This window comes from Ensifer sp. 1H6, from assembly GCF_001976035.1.
Taxonomy (GTDB): domain Bacteria; phylum Pseudomonadota; class Alphaproteobacteria; order Rhizobiales; family Rhizobiaceae; genus Ensifer; species Ensifer canadensis.
The window spans coordinates 126,859-146,716 of the sequence record NZ_MOAI01000006.1 but is presented as its reverse complement, the minus strand read 5'-3'; the positions used below and the strand labels follow the sequence as shown (position 1 = coordinate 146,716).

The 19,858-nt window shown below is 62.1% G+C and carries 20 protein-coding genes and 3 pseudogenes; 12 read left to right on the top strand and 11 right to left on the bottom strand.

Annotated elements, in window-relative coordinates; translation table 11 throughout:
• Positions 1-12: 12 nt before the first annotated feature.
• The 5 genes and pseudogenes from BKP54_RS09435 to ptsN all read left to right on the top strand — a co-directional run bounded on the left by BKP54_RS09435 (position 13) and on the right by ptsN (position 4,606).
• Entirely contained in the window at positions 13-573 is a 561-nt protein-coding gene (locus BKP54_RS09435) for an LptA/OstA family protein (RefSeq protein WP_025425685.1), read from the top strand.
• 13 nt (positions 574-586) lie between these two features.
• Complete coding sequence (gene lptB, locus BKP54_RS09430; RefSeq protein WP_025425684.1) at positions 587-1,405, top strand: LPS export ABC transporter ATP-binding protein; 819 nt, start codon at positions 587-589, stop codon at positions 1,403-1,405.
• Positions 1,406-1,547: 142 nt separating this feature from the next.
• A pseudogene (gene rpoN, locus BKP54_RS09425) lies at positions 1,548-3,106 on the top strand (RNA polymerase factor sigma-54).
• Between the two features lie 293 nt (positions 3,107-3,399).
• Positions 3,400-3,969 (top strand): ribosome-associated translation inhibitor RaiA, encoded by a 570-nt coding sequence (gene raiA / locus BKP54_RS09420; RefSeq protein ID WP_025425682.1) that lies wholly within the window; start codon positions 3,400-3,402, stop codon positions 3,967-3,969.
• 172 nt (positions 3,970-4,141) lie between these two features.
• Complete coding sequence (ptsN, locus tag BKP54_RS09415) at positions 4,142-4,606, top strand: PTS IIA-like nitrogen regulatory protein PtsN (RefSeq protein WP_025425681.1); 465 nt, start codon at positions 4,142-4,144, stop codon at positions 4,604-4,606.
• 20 nt (positions 4,607-4,626) lie between these two features.
• Here ptsN and BKP54_RS09410 read toward each other — a convergent pair whose 3' ends face one another.
• On the bottom strand, positions 4,627-5,433 hold the full coding sequence (locus BKP54_RS09410; RefSeq protein WP_025425680.1) for a helix-turn-helix transcriptional regulator: 807 nt from the start codon (positions 5,431-5,433) through the stop codon (positions 4,627-4,629).
• A gap of 137 nt (positions 5,434-5,570) precedes the next feature.
• Between BKP54_RS09410 and BKP54_RS09405 the strand changes: the two genes are divergently transcribed.
• Both BKP54_RS09405 and BKP54_RS09400 read left to right on the top strand, forming a co-directional pair.
• Complete coding sequence (locus BKP54_RS09405; RefSeq protein WP_025425679.1) at positions 5,571-6,338, top strand: SDR family NAD(P)-dependent oxidoreductase; 768 nt, start codon at positions 5,571-5,573, stop codon at positions 6,336-6,338.
• Positions 6,339-6,352: 14 nt separating this feature from the next.
• Positions 6,353-7,588, top strand: a complete 1,236-nt coding sequence (locus tag BKP54_RS09400; protein ID WP_025425678.1) for a D-arabinono-1,4-lactone oxidase — start codon at positions 6,353-6,355, stop codon at positions 7,586-7,588.
• A gap of 72 nt (positions 7,589-7,660) precedes the next feature.
• On the opposite strand, the pseudogene grpE reads toward BKP54_RS09400, so the two are convergent.
• Both grpE and hrcA read right to left on the bottom strand, forming a co-directional pair.
• Positions 7,661-8,281: pseudogene (grpE, locus tag BKP54_RS09395) on the bottom strand (nucleotide exchange factor GrpE); the annotation flags it as partial.
• A gap of 154 nt (positions 8,282-8,435) precedes the next feature.
• The gene (gene hrcA, locus BKP54_RS09390; RefSeq protein WP_057204296.1) at positions 8,436-9,515 is read right to left on the bottom strand and encodes a heat-inducible transcriptional repressor HrcA; all 1,080 of its coding nucleotides are present in this window, start codon (positions 9,513-9,515) and stop codon (positions 8,436-8,438) included.
• Between the two features lie 159 nt (positions 9,516-9,674).
• On the opposite strand from hrcA, the gene rph reads away from it, so the two are divergent.
• From rph to hemW, 4 genes and pseudogenes are all read left to right on the top strand, one after another.
• On the top strand, positions 9,675-10,394 hold the full coding sequence (gene rph / locus BKP54_RS09385; protein WP_025425675.1) for a ribonuclease PH: 720 nt from the start codon (positions 9,675-9,677) through the stop codon (positions 10,392-10,394).
• 17 nt (positions 10,395-10,411) lie between these two features.
• Positions 10,412-10,831, top strand: a complete 420-nt coding sequence (locus BKP54_RS09380) for a VOC family protein (protein ID WP_025425674.1) — start codon at positions 10,412-10,414, stop codon at positions 10,829-10,831.
• A gap of 41 nt (positions 10,832-10,872) precedes the next feature.
• Positions 10,873-11,508, top strand: a pseudogene (rdgB, locus tag BKP54_RS09375) (RdgB/HAM1 family non-canonical purine NTP pyrophosphatase); the annotation flags it as partial.
• Between the two features lie 130 nt (positions 11,509-11,638).
• Positions 11,639-12,820, top strand: a complete 1,182-nt coding sequence (gene hemW, locus BKP54_RS09370; RefSeq protein ID WP_084814365.1) for a radical SAM family heme chaperone HemW — start codon at positions 11,639-11,641, stop codon at positions 12,818-12,820.
• Between the two features lie 141 nt (positions 12,821-12,961).
• On the opposite strand, the gene BKP54_RS09365 is transcribed toward hemW, so the two are convergent.
• The 8 genes from BKP54_RS09365 to BKP54_RS09330 form a co-directional block, all read right to left on the bottom strand.
• Positions 12,962-13,576 (bottom strand): glutathione S-transferase, encoded by a 615-nt coding sequence (locus BKP54_RS09365; protein WP_025425671.1) that lies wholly within the window; start codon positions 13,574-13,576, stop codon positions 12,962-12,964.
• A gap of 111 nt (positions 13,577-13,687) precedes the next feature.
• Positions 13,688-14,056 carry a DUF1801 domain-containing protein gene (locus tag BKP54_RS09360; protein ID WP_025425670.1) on the bottom strand — a complete coding sequence of 123 codons (369 nt, stop codon included), beginning with the start codon at positions 14,054-14,056 and terminating at the stop codon, positions 13,688-13,690.
• A gap of 13 nt (positions 14,057-14,069) precedes the next feature.
• Entirely contained in the window at positions 14,070-14,492 is a 423-nt protein-coding gene (locus BKP54_RS09355; protein ID WP_025425669.1) for a DoxX family protein, read from the bottom strand.
• Positions 14,493-14,533: 41 nt separating this feature from the next.
• A complete protein-coding gene (locus BKP54_RS09350) occupies positions 14,534-15,400 on the bottom strand; it encodes a nuclear transport factor 2 family protein (RefSeq protein WP_057204298.1) in 867 nt (288 codons plus the stop codon).
• A 63-nt stretch (positions 15,401-15,463) separates the two neighbouring features.
• Positions 15,464-15,946 carry an SRPBCC family protein gene (locus BKP54_RS09345; RefSeq protein WP_084814364.1) on the bottom strand — a complete coding sequence of 161 codons (483 nt, stop codon included), beginning with the start codon at positions 15,944-15,946 and terminating at the stop codon, positions 15,464-15,466.
• 77 nt (positions 15,947-16,023) lie between these two features.
• Positions 16,024-17,298, bottom strand: coding sequence for an RNA polymerase sigma factor (locus BKP54_RS09340; RefSeq protein WP_025425666.1), 1,275 nt, complete (start codon positions 17,296-17,298; stop codon positions 16,024-16,026).
• Entirely contained in the window at positions 17,295-17,669 is a 375-nt protein-coding gene (locus tag BKP54_RS09335; RefSeq protein WP_025425665.1) for a YciI family protein, read from the bottom strand. The genes BKP54_RS09340 and BKP54_RS09335 overlap by 4 nt, the downstream gene beginning before the upstream one ends.
• Before the next feature lie 151 nt (positions 17,670-17,820).
• A complete protein-coding gene (locus BKP54_RS09330) occupies positions 17,821-18,756 on the bottom strand; it encodes a DMT family transporter (protein WP_025425664.1) in 936 nt (311 codons plus the stop codon).
• Positions 18,757-18,925: 169 nt separating this feature from the next.
• On the opposite strand from BKP54_RS09330, the gene gcvA reads away from it, so the two are divergent.
• Entirely contained in the window at positions 18,926-19,810 is an 885-nt protein-coding gene (gene gcvA / locus BKP54_RS09325; protein ID WP_025425663.1) for a transcriptional regulator GcvA, read from the top strand.
• Positions 19,811-19,858: the final 48 nt, after the last annotated feature.

Genomic DNA, 19,858 nt, shown 5'->3' with positions numbered 1-19,858 from the left:
TCTGGTGCATCCATGTCGGTTTTACCCGCTACTTTTTTCAGGATTTCAGCCAGCCTGGCCGTTGCCGGCATCGGCGCATTGATGATCGTTTCAGGCGCGTCAGCCCAGGCCACATCGAGCAAGATGAAGGGCCTCGAATTGTCGAACGACAAGCCGATCCAGATCGAAAGCGACAAGCTTGAAATCAAGGACCCAGAAAGCAAGGCGATCTTTACCGGGAACGTCAAGGTCGTGCAGGGCACAACGACGCTTCAGGCCGGGAGCATGACGGTCTTCTACAAGTCCGGCGCAGGCTCGGTCTCGAGCGGCGACGCCGACATCGAGCGGATCGAAGTCAGCCAGCGCGTCTTCCTCAGCTCCGGCACCCAGCAGGCAACCGCTGACAGCGGCGAGTTCAACATGACCAAGCAGACCTTCGTATTGAAGGGCGAGAAGGTCGTTCTGTCGGAAGGCAAGAACGTGTTCGTCGGCTGCCAATTGAATGTGCAGATGAACACGGGCGAAGCGCAGCTCGAAGCCTGTGGCGGTCGGGTGCAGATCCAGCTCGACCCGAAGTCACAGAAGAAGAACTGACGTAGACCCGCTCGTGCAACTCCCCTTCCTTCACAAGCGCAAGCGCGTCCGCAAACCGTCGGCGGCCACACCAGCCGCGACCGGTCACGCGGTCGACAAGGCGCGTTATGACGGCACACTGATCGCGCGTGGCCTGACAAAGTCCTATCGCGAGCGGCGCGTGGTCAATGGTGTGTCGCTGGTCGTTCGCCGCGGGGAGGCAGTCGGTCTCCTCGGCCCGAACGGTGCCGGCAAGACCACATGCTTCTACATGATCACCGGCCTCGTGCCTGTCGACGAAGGCTCGATTGAGATCAATGGCAACGACGTGACGACGATGCCGATGTATCGCCGCGCCCGCCTCGGCGTCGGCTACCTGCCGCAGGAAGCCTCGATCTTTCGCGGCCTGACGGTCGAGGACAACATCCGCGCCGTTCTCGAAGTGCACGATAAGAACCTGGAGCGCCGCGAGAGCAAGCTCAACGACCTGCTCGGCGAGTTCAACATCACGCATCTGCGCAAGTCGCCGGCGATCGCCCTTTCCGGCGGCGAGCGGCGACGTCTCGAAATTGCCCGAGCGCTTGCCACCGACCCGACCTTCATGCTGCTCGACGAGCCCTTTGCCGGCGTCGACCCGATTTCCGTCGCCGACATCCAGGCGCTGGTGCGACACCTGACGTCGCGCGGTATCGGCGTACTCATCACCGACCATAATGTGCGCGAGACCCTTGGCCTGATCGACCGGGCCTACATCATCCATGCCGGCGAAGTGCTGACCCACGGCCGCGCCAACGATATCGTCACCAATCCGGACGTGCGCCGGCTCTATCTCGGCGATAATTTCAGCCTCTGATGCGATCCGCGGGCGAATCCGGCATCTCGCCCCGCGGTCGCGCTTGACCAAACCCCTGCAATAAGCAATTTTTGGGCCAATTGAAAAACCGGCCCGCCAACGATGCGACCGGTGGAGATTTCATCGGGAGTTTCACGTCCGCATGGCATTGTCGGCCAGCCTTCATCTGCGCCAGTCACAGTCGCTGGTCATGACCCCGCAGCTGATGCAATCGATTCAGCTGCTGCAGATGACGCATCTGGAACTCAACCATTTCATCGCGCAGGAAGTCGAAAAGAATCCGCTGCTCGAGCTTCACGGCGGTGACGACGAGTTCGGTGGAAGCTCCGAGCACGGCAGCCGCGAAGAAGCGGGGCAGGCATCCGGTGAAGACTTCGGCGGAACGGATGAGGCATCCGGCCAGCGCGATCTCTACGACAATGCCACGGCAACCGATGGGGCGCGGCTCAATGAACAGCTCGATGCGGATTTCGGCAATGTCTACCAGGACGACACGGCGCCGCAACGCGCCGACGCGCCGGAACTGCTCGGCCAGTGGAAATCGATGCCCGGCAGCGGCGAAGGAGGCGACTACGATTTCGACGACTTCGTGGCCGGCGCCAAGAGCCTGCGCGAGACGCTTCTGGAGCAATTGCCCTTTGCGTTGTCCGTCCCATCCGACCGGCTGATTGCCCAGCACCTGATCGACCAGCTCGACGAGGCAGGCTATCTTCAGGCTGATCTGCAGGAGGTCGCCGAACGCCTCGGCGCATCCGGCGCCGACGTCACCCGCGTCCTCCTCACGCTGCAGCAGTTCGACCCGCCAGGTGTCTTCGCACGCACACTCAGCGAATGCCTCGCCATTCAGCTGCGCCTTCGCGATCGCCTCGATCCGGCGATGGAAGCCCTCATCGCCAACCTAGAGCTTCTGGCGCGGCGCGATTTTGCCAGCTTGAAGAAAATCTGCGGCGTCGATGAGGAAGACCTGATCGATATGCTCGCCGAAATCCGCAAGCTCGACCCGAAACCGGGAACGAGCTTCGAGACCAGCGTTAGCGAGGCGATCGTTCCCGATATCGTCGTGCGGGCGGCACCCGACGGAACCTGGCTGATCGAACTCAACCCGGACGCCCTGCCGCGCGTCCTCGTCAACCAAGCCTACTACACCACGTGTCGCGCGGCACCGAGAAGAACAGCGCGGACCAGGCCTTTCTCAATGAATGCCTGCAGACCGCCAACTGGCTGACCCGCAGCCTCGATCAGCGCGCCAGGACGATCATGAAGGTCGCCACCGAGATCGTTCGCCAGCAGGACGCGTTCCTCGTCCATGGCGTCGGGCATCTGCGACCGCTCAACCTGAAAACCGTCGCCGATGCGATCAAGATGCACGAGTCGACGGTAAGCCGCGTCACCTCGAACAAGTACATGCTGACGCCGCGTGGGCTGTTCGAGCTGAAGTATTTCTTCACCGTCTCCATCGGTTCGGCCGAGGGCGGCGACAGCCATTCGGCTGAGTCCGTGCGTCACCGCATCCGCATGATGATCCAGCAGGAAGTCGCCGATGCGGTGCTTTCCGACGACGATATCGTCGACAGCCTCAAGCAGGCCGGCGTCGACATCGCGCGACGCACGGTGGCGAAATATCGCGAAGCGATGAACATCCCCTCCTCCGTGCAGCGACGGCGCGAAAAGCGGGCGCTGGCCAAGGTATCGGGCTTCTAAAGCAGGTCGCGCAACAGTTTTTCAGCGGTTTTGCGACGACGACATGCGAAAGAAAAAGAGCCTAAAGCGACGACGCAAGGTTAAAGCGTATTAACTTTTTTGCGACCTTCAATTGACTCTCCGCGACGCAGGGGATATGAGCCCGCCGCAATTGCCGAGGACACGGTCTTCCTCAGGCGGCCGGCACGACCGGTAGGTGCGACAGAGAGGCTCCCGCAAGCGTGAAAGGCTTGGATGACGAGAGCGCTTGGAATAGACTGGCTACGCAAATCACGAAATAGAGAGGAAACTCCATGAGTGTGCGTGTATCCGGTAAACAGATGGAAATCGGCGATTCGTTCCGCGCCCGCATTGGCGATCAGATCGAGCAGGCCGTTACCAAATATTTCGACGGAGGATATTCAAGCCAGGTCACTGTGGAAAAGTCTGGACCGCGCTTTAGCGCCGACTGCAAGCTTCATCTCGATACGGGCGTGGTTATGCAGGCGAATGGACAGGCCAATGACCCTCAGGCTGCCTTTGACGCAGCGTCGGAGCGCATCGAAAAGCGCCTACGTCGCTACAAGCGCAAGCTCAAGGACCACCACAACGGTAATGGTCAAGGTACCGAGGTGGCATACACAGTGATGGACTCGGTGCCATTCGAGGATGACGAAGTCCCCGAGGATTACGCACCGACGATCGTCGCCGAAAGCTCGAAACACCTGAGGACGATGTCTGTCGCCAGCGCCGTGATGGCGCTCGACATGACGGATGAACCCGTCCTCATGTTCCGCACTCCCGGCAAGGCAGAGTTGAATATCGTCTACAGACGCAACGACGGAAATATTGGCTGGATTGACGCCGCCAATATCAAGGGATGAGTGGAAAAAGGGAGTGCCGGTGCGCCGGCGCTCCCGCCACTTGGATCAGCGGACAGGCCGGAAAATACGACTTTTCTGTGCATGGCACCCGCCAAGACAAAGATGGTTAGAGCCATTGCGACGCATTTATGATGATGTTGTCCGGCTCTAACCGGCGAACGAGGACAAAAGAATGGCATTGGCAGGCTTACTGCACCAAAATGCGATCATCCCGGCCATGAGGGCCAACTCGAAAAAACAGCTCCTTCAGGAATTGGCGGCTAAAGCGGCAAAGATCACCGGCCTTCCGGAACGCGAAATCTTCGATGTCATCCTGCAGCGTGAACGGCTGGGCTCCACGGGCGTCGGCAACGGCATTGCTATCCCGCACGGCAAGCTCAACAACCTGCCGTCGATCATCGGGATCTTTGCGCGGCTGGACACGCCGGTCGATTTCGAAGCGCTCGACGACCAGCCTGTCGACCTCGTCTTCCTGCTCCTGGCGCCCGAAGGCGCCGGCGCCGACCATCTCAAGGCATTGTCGCGCATCGCCCGCGTACTGCGCGACCACGACATGGTGGCGAAGATCCGATCGAGCGATTCCGCCAGCGCGATCTACACGCTGCTCAACGAGGACACGACCTCGCACGCCGCCTGAGCCACGGCCCGGACCGGCCGTCAGTAAAGCTGACGGCGGTTCAAATGATCAATGAAAATTCGAAACAGTGCGCCCTGGCTCGAAATACCGAGCCGGCGATAAATGTTCTTGCGGTGAATGCGGACGGTTCCTTCGGCGATGTTCATCGTCTTGCCGATCGACAGGTTGCTGTGCCCGCGCAGGATCAGGCGGACGATGTTGCGTTGCTGCCGGGTCAGGCGGTCGGCGCAGAGGCTGTCGAAAGCGGTTTCGATCGCGTCGTCGGGCCGAGGCGTCGCCGCCACGGCATGGCTTTGCTGGCGCCAGTTCGAACGCACGGCCTCTCGCACGATCGGCTCGTAGACCCGCAAGCGCTCCAGTTCCTCGTCGCTGAACGGCGTGCCGCCGCGGCCGCGCATCAGCGAATAGGTGGCCTGCACGCTGTCATCGAGCGGAATGACGAAGCCAATCTCTTCGACCAGAACCCCGCTTTCCATCGAGATGCAGGGATGCACCTCGGCCGAGCTTGAAAACTCCGAATGGAAGAACCGGTCAGGCGCAAGTTCGCGCATGCGCCATAGCCCCTGCGGCTGGCCGGAGCTGCAGGCAACATAGAACGGGTCAAGCAGATAGGCGCCGCCGAGATAGGCAGAAAGCGCGCTGGCGGACACCTTGGCGGTGTAGCCGTCATGCAGCACGATCGGTCTGTTATCATAGGGATAGGCGAAGGCAACCGAGAGATCGAAGCTTGCGACCGAGCGCAGCATGCGATCGAGCGCGCCGCCGAAATCCTGTGTTCCGATCAATCCGATCATGGCCGAAATATCGGCCGACTCCCGAGCCAGCATCCGCGTCGAACTCTCCCCTACCCCCGTATCCCGCATGGGATATCGACAGCCCCCTCTTCGTCAACAATAATTCATCCCACGAGGGACCAAGATCGTAGCACGTGTTTAGCCGCGACGCTTGAGCACAGGGGGACACGATGGCAGGCAGACTTTCCGGAAAAGTGGCTTTGATCAGTGGTGGCGCCGGTGGCTGCGGGCTTGCCGCATCCGAACTCTTTGCCCGCGAAGGGGCCAAGGTCGGCATCGTCGATCTGCCACGCAGCAAGGGCGAAGAGGTTGCCGCCGCCATCCGCGCAAACGGCGGCGATGCGATCTTCGCGCCGGCCGACGTCTCGATTTCTGCGCAGGTGAGCTCGGCCGTCAAGGCGGTCGAAGCAGCCTTCGGCGCGATCACCGTTCTCTTCAACCATGCCGGCATCCTGGCGGTCGGGCCCTTTCTGGAGACGGAAGAGGACGAATGGGACCGGCTGATGGCCGTCAACGTGCGCAGCATGTTCCTGATGACCAAGGCGGTGCTTCCAGGGATGCTCGCCGCCGGCGGCGGCAGCATCGTCTGCACCTCGTCGATCTCGGCCGTGGCGGCGACGCCGATGGAAGTGCTCTACGACACGACGAAGGGCGCCTGCCACATGTTCGCCCGTGCCATCGCGGTTGAGTTCCGCGACCGCGGCATCCGCTGCAACGCCGTCTGCCCCGGCTTCATCGCCACCGATCACGGCAAGCGCGAACTGGTGGGCCTCAGTAAATACGGCGTCGATGTCTCGGAAGCGGCGATCGCTGCCCAGCAGGGGCGGATGTGCGACCCGAAAGAGGTCGCCAATGCCGCGCTGTTTCTGGCCAGCGACGAGGCAAGCTTCGTCAACGGCACGCATCTGTTCGTCGACAATTGCTTCACAGCGGTCTGAGAGAGGGGAAAGATATGCTTCAGACGGGCGGCCACTGGCGCAACTGGGTCGGAAACCAATCCTGCATCGTGCGCCAGCGCGGTGCACCCGAGAGCGAGGCGGCGCTCGCCGAAATGGTCCGCGAGGCGACGTCGCAAGGGCTCAATGTGCGCTGCGCCGGCTCCGGCCATTCCTTCACGCCGGTGGCGCTGACCAGCGGGCTCCACCTGACGCTTGCCAACATGCAGGGCGTGGTCGCCATCGACCAGGCGCGCAAACGCGTCTCGGTCCGGGCGGGAACGACGATCAACCAATTGGGCAAGGTATTGAAGTCGAACGGCCTCTCGCTGATCAACCAGGGCGACATCGACAGCCAGGCGCTGGCTGGGGCGCTCACCACCGGCACCCACGGCACGGGAGCAGCACTTGGCAACATGGCCTCGCAGATCGTCGGCATGCGGCTCGTTGAGCCCGACGGCAGCATTCTCGTCGTCGACGAGACGACGCCGGACCTGCTGGAGGCGGCCCGCGTCTCGATCGGCATGCTCGGCGTGATCTCCGAGATCACGCTGCAGGCGATGGACAGCTACAACCTGCATGAAAAGCTCTGGCGCTGCACATTCGACGAGATGATCGAGCAGCACGACGAACTCGCCGCCAAGCATCGGCACTTCGGCTTCTTCTGGTGCCCGGTTTCCGAAAGCCGGCATTGCTATTGCCTGCCGGATACCGCGTCGGTTTCGACGACGGACAAGACGTCCGACGTCTGCGAGATGAAGGTGATCGACATCACCGACCGGCCGCCGATGGAGCAGGGGTTCGAGAAGATCGCCTATTCCTCGGAGATCTATCCGATCGAGTATGTGCCGAACTTCCACGAACTTGAATATGCGGTGCCCATCGCCCACGGCAAGGAGGCTGTAAAAGCTGTGCGCAAGCTGATGCTGGAAAAGCACCCGACCTGCATCTACCCGATCGAATACCGCTTCACCGCAGGCGACACCGGCTGGATCAGCCCGTTCTACGAGCAGGATTCGATCACGCTTTCCGTCTCGGGCGAGCCGGGCACGGACTATTGGGAGTATCTCAAAGACGTCGATACGATCCTGCGCCAATACGGCTCGCGGCCGCATTGGGGGAAGCTGCATTTCCTCGGCGCGGAGGACGTGACTGCGCTCTATCCACGATCCGGCGATTTCCGGGCATTACGGGCGAAAGTCGACCCGGAGGGCCGTTTCCTCAACGATCACCTGCGGCAGTTGTTCGGTTGATATGATTGCCGAAAACAAGAAACGCCGCGCATCCGAGTGGACGCGCAGCGTTGAAATGGATCAGACCGCAGCTCAGGCCGCCGGGCTGTCGCCTTCCGTAGCTGCCGCCTTCGGGCCGCCCTTGGATACGCCGACCATGGCCGGGCGCAGCACGCGGTCGCCGATGGTGTAGCCGGCCTGAACGACCTGCAGCACCGTGTTGTTCGGCACGTCGGCGTTCGGGATTTCGAACATTGCCTGGTGGAAGTTCGGGTCGAACTTCTGGCCTTCCGGCTCAAGCTTCTTCACGCCGTGACGTTCCAGCGCCGACAGCATGGCGCGCTCGGTCATCTCGACACCTTCGATGAGGGCAGTAAGGCCCGCTTCTCCGGCTTCCTTCGCTTCAGCCGGGATGGCATCGAGCGCACGGCGCAGATTGTCGGAGACGGCGAGCATGTCGCGGGCAAAACCAGCAACGGAATAGGACTTGGCATCCTTGACGTCGCGTTCGGTGCGGCGGCGCAGGTTGTCCATTTCGGCGGCGAGCCTTAGATACTTGTCGCGCAGGTCGTTGTTCTCAGCCCTTGCAAGCTCCAGCGGATCGGGCTCGGCAACCGGCGCCGCTTCCACAACCTCGGGCGTATCGTTGACTGCCTCGTCGGTCGCGGCAGCTTCGTGTCCGTGCTTGTTTGTTTCGTCGGTCATGACGTTCTCCGGTGTTCGTCTGTCTTGTCTTCCGCATTCCGACGCCCGCGCGCAACGATGGCCGCATGGCGTAAAATGCCCAGTGACTGGATTTGATGCCGATATCGAGGTTTAGGGCCGAAAAATCAAGGGTTCAATGCTGCCTGTGGCCAAAAGCGCCTGATCAGCGCGAAAGCCGCGACATCAACTGCGCGGTATAATCGACCATCGGCACGATGCGCGAATAGTTGAGCCGCGTCGGACCGATGACGCCGACGGCGCCGACGATGCGATCTTCACTGTCGCGATAGGGCGCAACGATCAGCGACGAACCGGACAATGAAAACAACTTGTTCTCCGAACCGATGAAGATCCTGACACCCGGGCCGCTCTCTGCGAGGTCAAGCAGCTCGATCAGGCTGTCCTTCTTTTCCAGGTCGTCGAAGAGCATGCGCAGGCGGTCGATATCCTCGGTTCCCTCCAGGCCCTCGAGCAGGTTGGCCCGGCCGCGAACGATCAGCCGTGCCGGCTTTTCATCGCCCTCGTTGCCCGACCAGATCGCCAGTCCACGCTCGACCAGATCCTGGGACAGGGCATCGAGTTCGCTGCGCACGGTCTGCTTGACGGTTTCGAGCTGCGAGCGCACCTCGCCGATCGTCTGGCCGGCGAGATGGGCATTCAAGAAGTTCGCTGCTTCCGTCAGTTGCGAGCTCGTCACGCCGGCGGGAAGCTCGATGATGCGGTTTTCGACCTGGTCATGCTCGCCGACGAGCACGGCCAGCGCCTTGGTGGGCGCCAGCCGGATGAATTCGACATGCTTGAGCACCGGATCGTTCTTGGCGGTGATCACGAGGCCGGCGCCGCGCGACATGCCCGACAGCATCTGGCTTGCCTCTGCCAGCAGCGTATCGACCGGCTGGGCATGGTCGCTCAACCGCACGTGCCGATCGATCGAAGCACGATCTTCTGGGGAGAGATTGCCGACCTGCATGAAGGCGTCGACGAAGAAACGCAGGCCCGTCTGCGTCGGCAGGCGGCCGGCGCTGATGTGCGGCGAATAGATCAGCCCGAGATCTTCGAGGTCGCTCATCACATTGCGCACGGACGCCGGCGACAGCGACATCGGCAGCAACCGCGAAAGGTTGCGTGAGCCGAGAGGCTCTCCGCTGTTCAAATAGGTTTCGACGATGCGACGGAAGATTTCACCGGAACGCTCGTCCAGCGCCGCCGCGATATCGGTCACTCCGGGATTGCGCAGTACCATGTCGCTCCATGTTCGCAGGCCAATCCTGCCGCCGGAAATATAGTGATCCCCGCGCCCGATAGCAAAAGGGAAAAATCGCCCCGATCCCCGGCTGTCCACCGGTTCCCTTTGGCTGCGCCATGCTCTAGAAGGCTCACCAGATACGATAGGAGTTTGATGATGCGGCCATCCGGCAGAAAAATCGACCAAATGCGCAAGGTTTCGTTCGAGCGCAATTTCTCCAAGCACGCGGAAGGCTCCTGTCTGGTGCGATTCGGCGATACGCACGTGCTGTGCACAGCCAGCCTTGAGGAAAAGGTTCCGGCCTGGCTGCGCAACGGCGGCAAGGGTTGGGTGACGGCCGAATACGGCATGCTGCCGCGCGCCACCGGCGAGCGCATGCGTCGCGAAGCCTCGAGCGGCAAGCAGAGCGGCCGCACCCAGGAAATCCAGCGCTTGATCGGCCGGTCGCTGCGCGCCGTCGTCGATCTGCCCGCACTCGGCGAACGCCAGATCTCGATCGACTGCGACGTCATCCAGGCTGATGGCGGCACGCGCACGGCCTCGATCACCGGCGCCTGGGTGGCGCTGCATGACTGCCTGAAGTGGATGGAAGCCCGCAACATGGTGAAGGTCGAGAAGGTCCTGAAGGACCATGTCGCCGCCATATCCTGTGGCATCTTCGCCAACCAGTCGATCATCGACCTCGACTACCTCGAAGATTCCGCCGCCGAGACCGACGCGAATTTCGTCATGACCGGCACCGGCGGCATTGTCGAGATCCAGGGCACGGCCGAAGGCAAACCCTTCAGCGAAGCGGAATTCGCAAGCCTGCTCGGACTGGCAAAGACCGGCATTGCCGAGCTTGTCGCACTGCAGAAGCAGGCGATCGCCGGCTGACGAGAAGGACGGAGACGATGGCCCCGGCGCTGGATGGCATTCTTGAGACTGCGCTCTATGCGTCGGATCTCGACGCCGCCGAGGCCTTCTACAGCGGTGTGCTGGGGCTGGAGAAGATTACACGGCGGGAGAACCGACATGTGTTCTTTCGCTGTGGCTCGGGCGTTCTGCTGATTTTCAATCCTGCGGAAACGGTCAAACCGCCTTCGCCGGATGCGGCCCTGCCGGTGCCGCCGCACGGCACCACCGGCCAGGGCCACATGTGCTTCCGCGTTTCCGCGTCGGCACTCGACGCCTGGAGGGCCAAGCTGGAAACGGCGGGTGTCACGATCGAAGCCGATGTTGTCTGGCCGAACGGCACGCGCTCCTTCTACTTCCGCGATCCGGCCGGCAACAGCCTCGAATGCGCGGAACCGGGCCTCTGGTCCATCGAATGAACCGCGGCCTTCGCGCCGCATCTTTTAAGAGACGACACATCATGCGCACACTGGATGACAAGACGCTCATCGTCGCCAGCCACAATGCCGGCAAGATCCGCGAGATCCGCGACCTGATCGGGCCGCTCGGCTTCGAGGCCAAGTCGGCAGCCGACCTCGACTTCGTCGAACCGGATGAGACCGGCACGACCTTCGAGGAAAACGCGACGATCAAGGCGCTCGCCTCGGCCAAGGCCTCGGGCCTGCCGGCGCTTTCGGACGATTCCGGCCTGGCGATCGACGCACTTGATGGCGCACCTGGCGTCTACACCGCCAACTGGGCCGAACGCGAAGACGGCAGCCGCGATTTCGCCATGGCGATGGAAAAGGTCGAAAAGGCGCTGCAGGGCAAGGGCGCAAGTGCGCCTGAAAAACGCACGGCCCGTTTCGTCTCGGTGCTTTGCCTTGCCTGGCCAGACGGCCATGTCGAACTTTTCCGCGGCGAGGTCGAGGGCCATGTCGTGTGGCCGCCGCGCGGCGACCAGGGTTTTGGCTACGATCCGGTCTTTCAGCCGAAGGGTTACGACACTACATTCGGCGAGATGAGCGCGGACGAGAAACACGGCTGGAAGCCGGGCGATGCTGAAGCGCTGTCGCACCGTGCCCGCGCCTTCAAGATCTTCGCCGAAACCTGCCTTGAGCGGGCTGAGGAAACGTGTATGCGGTTTTCCGCAACATCCCGCTCCAATTTGTTAGAAGCGATCGCGGTCATGACTTCGGGTCGATCGGCCCAAGGTCAACGTGATCTACCGCATGAGAGACGCAACGATGCAGACGGCCACGCTATCGGCACTCGGTGACGGCATGGATCCCGGTTTCGGGATCTATGTGCACTGGCCGTTCTGCGCGGCCAAATGCCCCTATTGCGACTTCAACAGCCACGTGCGCCACCCGCCGATCGACCAGCCGCGTTTCGTCGCCGCTTTCCTCAAGGAAATGGCGGAGGCGCGTGAGCTTTCCGGTCCACGCACCGTCACCAGCATCTTCATCGGCGGCGGCACGCCGTCGTTGATGGATCCGGCAACGGTCGACGCTATCCTCTCGGGCATCGCCCGCGAATGGCATGTGCCCGATGGCATCGAGATCACCATGGAGGCGAACCCTTCGAGTGTCGAGGCGACGCGCTTCCACGGCTATCGCGCGGCCGGCGTCAACCGTGTCTCGCTCGGCGTGCAGGCGCTGAACGACCGGGACCTCAAATTTCTCGGCCGGCTGCACAATGTCGAAGACGCGCTGAAAGCGATCCGGCTGGCGCGCGAGATCTTCCCGCGCATGTCCTTCGACCTGATCTATGCCCGCCCCAACCAGACGGTCGAGGAATGGGAACGCGAGCTCAAGGAGGCCGTCTCCTATGCCGTCGACCACCTGTCGCTCTACCAGCTGACGATCGAGGAGGGCACGCCCTTCTTCGGCCTGCACAAGGCCGGCAAGCTGATCGTTCCTGATGGTGAGCAATCGGCGGTCCTCTACGAGGCGACCCAGGACATCACGGCGGCGATCGGCATGCCCGCCTACGAGGTCTCCAACCATGCCCGCCCTGGTGCCGAGAGCCGGCACAACCTCACCTACTGGCGCTATGGCGACTATGCCGGCGTCGGGCCTGGTGCCCATGGCCGCCTCAGCGTCGGCGGCGCCAAGCTGGCGACGGCGACCGAGCGCAAGCCGGAGGAATGGCTGCGGCTGGTCGAAACCTACGGCCACGGCATGGTCGAGCGCGAAGTGCTCGACCTCGAGGCCCAGTCCGACGAATTGTTACTGATGGGCCTGCGCCTCAAGGAAGGCGTCGATCTCGCCCGCTGGCAGACGCTGTCCGGCCGCGATCCCGATCCAGACCGCGAGCAGTTCCTGATCGACCACGGGTTCATCGAGCGGCTGGGAAATTCCCGCCTGCGCTGCACGCCTTCCGGCATGTTGATTCTCGACGCCGTCGTCGCCGACCTCGCCTGCTAGCGCTTTTCCAGGAAAAGTGCGAAGCGGTTTTCCGTCAGGAAATGCGTAGAGCAAGGAAATATCGCGTCTCGATGCCACCGTCTGAGACGCAAATGTTTTAGCGGCCGCCCTGCCTGCATCCAACGCAAGGAAACCGAAGGCTCAATCGTGGGTCTCGCCGGAGAGCGGCGTCGCGCGCATCGATGGTCGTTCCTCGAAGGCATCGAACCAGACGCTCAGCTTCGTCCGGTCACGGAACGACGGCAGGTCGCGGAACGCCATCCAGGACAGGGTCGTGGCGAGCGCGATGTGGCCGATATCAAGCGGCGCGTCGACATCGAGCGTCTGCTCCAGCCAGTCATAGGTCTGCTCGATCTTTTCGGCATAGCCGTCGGCGAGCGCCGGATAGCGCAAGGCTTCCGGGCGTCGCTCCGTTTCCCAACGCAACCCGATCCCCGCCTGCGCCAGCCCTTGCGCCACGGCCTGCAATCTCAGGGCATGCCAGCGCGCCTCGCCGCTTTCGGGGATGAGCTTGCGGCTATCATGCAGCGTATCGAAATAGGCGCAGATGACGTCGGAATCGAAGATCGCCGCATCCTCGGGGCGCAAGAGAACCGGCACCTTGCCGAGTGGATTTTCGGCATGGACCTCTTCATTGCGCAGCGTCGGGCTGGTCTCGTGGTGGATCACCTCCAGTCGCTCAGCGATGCCGACCTCGTGGGCGAAGACGAGTGCCTTGCGGGCGAAAGGGGAATGGGTCTGGTAATAGAGGATCATCGTGCCTCGCGGGTGTTGGAAGGAAATTATCCGGTCCCGCGAAGATGTATTGCATCGGACAAGAGAAAGGCGCTCTGTTTCGGAGCGCCCTTTGCAAGTTTGTTTCGTCGTTCAAGATTTGAACGGATCGCCCTTCTCGGCATTGAGGGCGATACCCTTGGCTACCAGCCGCGCCACCTGGGCGCCGTCGACCTCGCCGGTCGCTTTCACCTTGATGAAGGCCATGTCGCCCTTGCCGCCGCCCTTGGCCAGTCGTGGGTCGAGATCGAGCATATCGGCGCCGCGCCAGAAGCCGAGCGTCACATAGTCCTTGGCAGCCTTGATCAGGCAGACCGGTCCGCCGGCCTCATAGATCGGATGGCCCCATTTCACGCTGTCCCTGGTGCCGCCGGCGGCAAGAATGGCACCGTGCAACTCTTTCGCCACGGCAGCCGGCGTACCGGAAAGGCCTGCAATGTAGTCGCTAACCGTTTTGCTCATCGCGAAATTCTCCTTAGGCTTGCTCGTTCTTGAACGGGATCAGCGCGCGCACGCGACGGTCTCGGAGCCACAGGCCAGCCCAGGCGATGACGCCGAGATAGAACCCGAACAGCAGATGGGTGAAAAGAGGGCTATCCGCGCGCAGATGCGTCGCCATGGCACCGCCGAGATAACCGGTGAGCAGAATGGCGCCGAGGACCGACGTTCTCGGGATCGCATAGAGCAGCGCACACAGAAGCGTGAGTACGCCGAGCAGACGCGCAAGGCCAACATCGGCGGGATAGCCGAGCACCGCCAAAGTCTCAGTCACCACGTCCAGTGGCACGAGCTTGATCGCTCCGTCGAAGGCCAGGAACGCAACAACCAGACCGCTCAGCACGCGGCCGAGGATCACCATTTTTCCAGCCGGAGCCGTCATAACAAGAGCAGTGTTCATTCGGGGAGTTCTCCTCGTTTCCCGTTGTCACAAATCGTTCTTCAGTCTGTCTTCTTGGCCGGTCCGACGATGCCCCAGCGGATGCCAAAGGGGTCACGCAGCTGGCCATAGAGGTCGCCCCAGAAGGCGACCGCAAGCGGCATCGTCACTTCGGCGCCGGCGGCAACCGCGCGATCCCACCAGAATTGCGCGTCCTCGACCACCAGATGCAGCACGACGCCCTGCGGCGCGGCATAGGGCATGCCGTGTTCCGGGAAGGGATCGTTGAGCATCAATGCACCGCCATTGATCGTCAGATGGCAATGCATCAGCCGTTTACCGTCTTCGGCGAGCATCCGCCCGCCATCCGTTGCGGCGAAGGCGCGGACGTAGAAATCAGCGGTCGCGTACGCATCCTCGACGCAGAGGTAGGCGATCGGGCCTAGCATCGGTGGCGGCGCCGGCGCTTGCCCGTCGACCGTCGATTTCGGATTGAGATCGACGGCTGCCTTGAGGCTGCCATCCATGTAGAAAGGCACGGACTCGTGCTGGTGTGCGATCTTCCAGCCGGCAGCCATGCGCTTCAAACCGAGGGTCTGGCGGAACCAGACCGACATTTTCCCGGCATCGATCTTCTCGCCGGAAAGTTCGGTGAGCATACTGACGAATGCGACATCGCCGCTGACCGAGATATCGAGATCCTCGAAGCGATAGCCAAGCGGTCCACGCCAGGTGGAAAACCACTGTTCGAGCCCGCCCTCGCCGGCATCGGACGACTTCAGCGGCGGCGCCAGCGAAAAGAGGACACAATCAGGCGTCCCATGGCCGATGACGCGCTTGGCGTCCTTTACCCTCATGGCATCCGCCCAATCATCGATCACCGTACGGATTTCGGCGACGGCGGCACTCTTGTTGTCGATCACGGACATGGCGGGTCTCCCTTCCCGATGGTGGCAGGCGCGAGGGCGACGGCCGTCGAGCCCTGGGCTTGATCAGAGTTGCCTGGCTACCCCTTCGAGCTGGGTGGCGCATTGGCCCCAGCCTTCGTGAAAGCCCATCTTTTCGTGGGCTTCGCGATCCTCGACGGACCAATGGCGGACCCGTGCGGTGTAGCGGGTCTTGGCCCCGACGTCCTCGAAGGTGATGGTCACGACCATGAACGGCTTGTCGGATGGCGACCAGGCATCGGTGAAGGCGTCTGTGAAGACCAGCTTCTCGTTCGGCACCACTTCGAGATAGACGCCGAGATTGGGATAGTTCTCGCCCTCGGGCGAGCGCATGACGATGCGGTTGGCGCCGCCGGCGCGAACCTCGAGCTTTGCCTCCGGCGTCGTCCACGGCGAAGGCGCGAACCACTTCTTCAGCAGCTTGGCATCCGTCCAGCAGCGGTAGACGAGCGCGCGGGGCGCATCGATCAGGCGGGTGATGACCAGTTCGCGGTCGTCGGCAGGTTTGATTTCAGTGACAACGGTCATTGTTTGTTTCTCCGTCAGCGGGTTCAGTCCAAGGACGAAGTTGCAGCCACGGTTCCGACAACCGCCGACAAGATTTTTTATCTTTTTTCAGTGGCCAGGTTTTTCTCGCCCGCATCCTTGCTCAGATGATCGAGCTGCATGCGGATGTGGGAGGCCTCGGCGGCATTGGTGGCCAGCGCGATCGCCCGGTCAAAGGCGACGCGCGCCTCGCGAACCCGGCCTGCCTGCTTCAACAGCGCGCCATTCAACCCATGGAAGTAGAAATAACCCGCGAGTTTTTCGGCAAGTGGCTCGATCAGCGCGAGCGCCGCTTCAGGCCCGTCCCTCTTCGACACTGCGACGGCGCGGTTGAGCGTGATGACCGGCGACGGTTGCAGCCGCTCCAACGCCTGGTAGAGCAGGTCGATTTCTTCCCAATCGGTTTCTTCCGGGCGCGTCGCACGCGCATGCAAGGCGGCGATCGCGGCCTGGATCTGGTAGGGACCCGGCTGGCGATGGCGCACCGCCTTGTCGATCATGGCCAGCGCCTCGATGATCAGAGGCTTTTTCCAAAGGCTGCGATCCTGATCATCGAGCAGGATGATGCCGCCATCGGCATCGAAACGTGCGCGCGAGCGTGAGTGCTGCAGCAGGAGCAGAGCCGTCAGCCCCATCATTTCTGGCTCGGAGGGGAACAGCCGCAGGAGCAGCCGCGCGAGCCGGATCGCCTCCTCACAAAGATCGGCCGAGACGCTGTCCGGCCCGTTCATCGCCGAATAGCCCTCGTTGAAAACCAGATAGATCATGGTTGCGACGGCCGCCAGCCGCTCCGACCGATCGGCCGCGTCAGGCGTTTCGAAGGCGATGCCGGCGGCGGTGACCCGGGCCTTTGCCCGGGTGATGCGCTGCTCCATCGCCGCCTCGCCGACGAGAAAGGCACGGGCAATCTGCTTGACCGACAGGCCGGAGACGATGCGCAGCGCCAGCGCGATCTGCTGCGTTGCCGGAAGGACCGGATTGCTGCAGACAAACAAGAGCTTGAGAATGTCGTCCCGGTAGTGGGAGCCATCGAGACGTTCGGCAAGATCGCTCTCCTGATCCTCGAGATCGGAGAGCAATTCTTCCGGCGGCAACGCGGTCTCGCGAGATTGCCGGCGCACCTTGTCGATGCCGCTGTTGCGACCGACGAAGATCAGCCAGGCGGCCGGGTCACGCGGCGGGCCGCTCTTCGGCCAGGTCTTCAATGCCCGGATACAGGCCTCCTGGAATGCTTCCTCGGCCGTATCGAGATTGCGGAAATAGCGCAGAAGCGCGCCCATTGCCTGCGGCCGAGCGGAAACAAGTGCGAGGTCGATCCAGGTCGTGTCTGTCATGAGGGAAACTCACTTGGCTTGTAGATGGCAAGGGGACGAATTTCATAGGAGCCGTCTGCAGGATTGGCCGCACTGAGCTCGCGGGCGAAATCGAGCGCTTCGTCCAGTGAAGCGCAATCGACGACATAGAAGCCGAGCAGCTGCTCCTTCGTTTCGGCAAATGGGCCATCGATGACGACGGTCTCGCCAACGGCGTGGCGGAGCGTCGTTGCCGCCGTGGTCGGCAACAACCGCGCCACCGGCCCGAGCTTGCCGGCATCGCCATATTTGCGTTGGACGGCAGCAAGGTCACGCATGACCTTGTCGTCCTCGTCCTTGGTCCAGTTGGCAGTGACGTCTTCCTGGTTGTAACAAAATACGGCGTAAAGCATTGGAACTCTCCTGCTCCTGTAACAAGGACGATCTGGAGAAGAGATAGTCGACAAGACCGCCAAAAAAAAATACCTGCAATCACGGGCCCAAACGCAATGATCGCGGCAGGTGCCTGCGCACCGCCGCGATCGTTCATGAGCTTGCCTGATTTCAGATATTTTCGCCGCAGGCGAGATCCGGATCGACCGTTTGTTTGCGACGGAAACGCCGGACCAGGCGACCGTCGATAGCGGCGAGGCCGGCGGCGATCAGCACCATGCCGAAGAAATGCTTGGGCTCGAGGTTTTCGCCGAGGAACAAGGCGCCGAGCAGAATGGCGCTGACCGGGATCAGAAACGTCACCAGCATCAGATTGGTGACACCCGCCGTTTCCAGGATGCGGAAGAACAGCACATAGGCAAGCGCGGTCGAGATCAAGGCAATGCCGATGATCGCTCCCCATACTTCAAGGCCCGGCACGGTCAGGGTCCAGGGGTGATCGACGAGCAGCGCGATCGGCACGAGCATGATGCTCGATGCACTGACCTGCCCGGTCGCGGTGACGATGGGCGCAACGCCCATCCGCTTGAAACGACGGGCGAAAACGCCGGCAAAGGCGTAGGAAAGGGCAGCTCCCAGCACGGCGAACTGCGCCAGCACATTCGAGCCGAGCCCGCCGAGCGCTGCAGGCCCGATCATCACCGCCACGCCGAGAAAACCGATCAACACGCCGGAGAGCTTGTTGGCGGTCAGCTTCTCGTCGTCGGTCAGCAGATGGGCGACGACGACGCCGAAGAGTGGCGTGGTGGCATTGAGGATGGAGGCAAGGCCGCTGGCGATATGAGTCTGGCCCCAGACGATCAGCGAAAACGGGATCAGGTTGTTGAGCAGACCCATGCCGAAGAAGGCAAGCCAGATGCGGGGATCGCGCGGCATCGCGCGGCCGGTGAAGCGCAGGAAAATCAAAAGCGCCGTCGCCGCGAGGCTGACCCGCAGGGCAACGATGGTGAACGGCGGCAGCGCCTTGACCGCAACGCCGACGAAGAAAAACGAGCCGCCCCACAACAGGGACAGTGTGATCAGCATGGCCCATTCACCGGGTCCCATCACCTTCGCCTTAAGTGTTTCCGGCATCTCCATACCCTCCTATGATTTAGTTCTTCGCCTTCATCTGAAACAACCATATTGGTTGACTTCGATTTACATAAATAGTGTCAGCATGTTAGTGTTTGCACAAACGAGCATTTCTCTTTCCATGATTGAGTATGGCTAAATCATAATGACACCTCTTCCTTCCCTTGCAGCACTGCGCGCATTCGAGGCCACGGCCCGACACCTGAGTGTGACGCTCGCGGCGCGCGAGCTCAGCGTCACACCTGGTGCGGTCAGTCTGCAGGTGCGTGAACTGGAGCAGACGCTGGGTGTGATGCTGTTTGAGCGACGGCCGCGGCAACTGGTTCTGACCGAGGATGGCAGCACCTATTTTTCGACGCTGCGCCGCGCCTTCCGGATGATGCGGGAAGCGACAGAGGAACTGACGGCGCGAAATCGCGCGCCGGTACTGACGGTGAGCTGCACGCCAACTTTTGCGGCGCAATGGCTGGTGCCGAGGATCAGCGACTTCGAGCAGCGTCTCAACGGCATCGACATCCGCATCAGCGCCTCGAACCGGCTGACCGACTTCGTGTCAGATGGCGTCGATATCGCTATCCGCCACGGTTTCGGTCGCTATGAGGGTCTGACGAGCGAGCGGCTGATCGATGACGAGCTGGTGCCGGTCGTCAACGCGGCCCTTGCCCGCAAGCATCCGCTCACCACGCCGGCCGATCTTTCGGCCCATGTGCTGTTGTATGACGTTCAGAGGTCGGATTGGCAGCTGTGGCTGGAGGCCGTCGGCGCCGAAGGCATAGACACGACGCGCGGTCCGGTGTTCGTCAACAGCAATGGCGCCATCGAGGCGGCAAGAGCCGGCGATGGCGTCGCTCTCGTGCGCCTGTCGCTGGTTTCGCGCGAGCTTGCCGAAGGCGTGTTGGTCGCGCCGTTTCCAACCGGCATCGCCACCGATCTCGCCTATCACCTGGTCTATCCGCCATCGGCCCTCGACCGGCCGGCCGTCACAGCATTCCGTGCCTGGATCGTCGCGCAGGCACGCGGCGCCTGAAACGAAAAAAGCCCGGTTTCCCGGGCCTTTCTCGCAATCGGAAAGTAA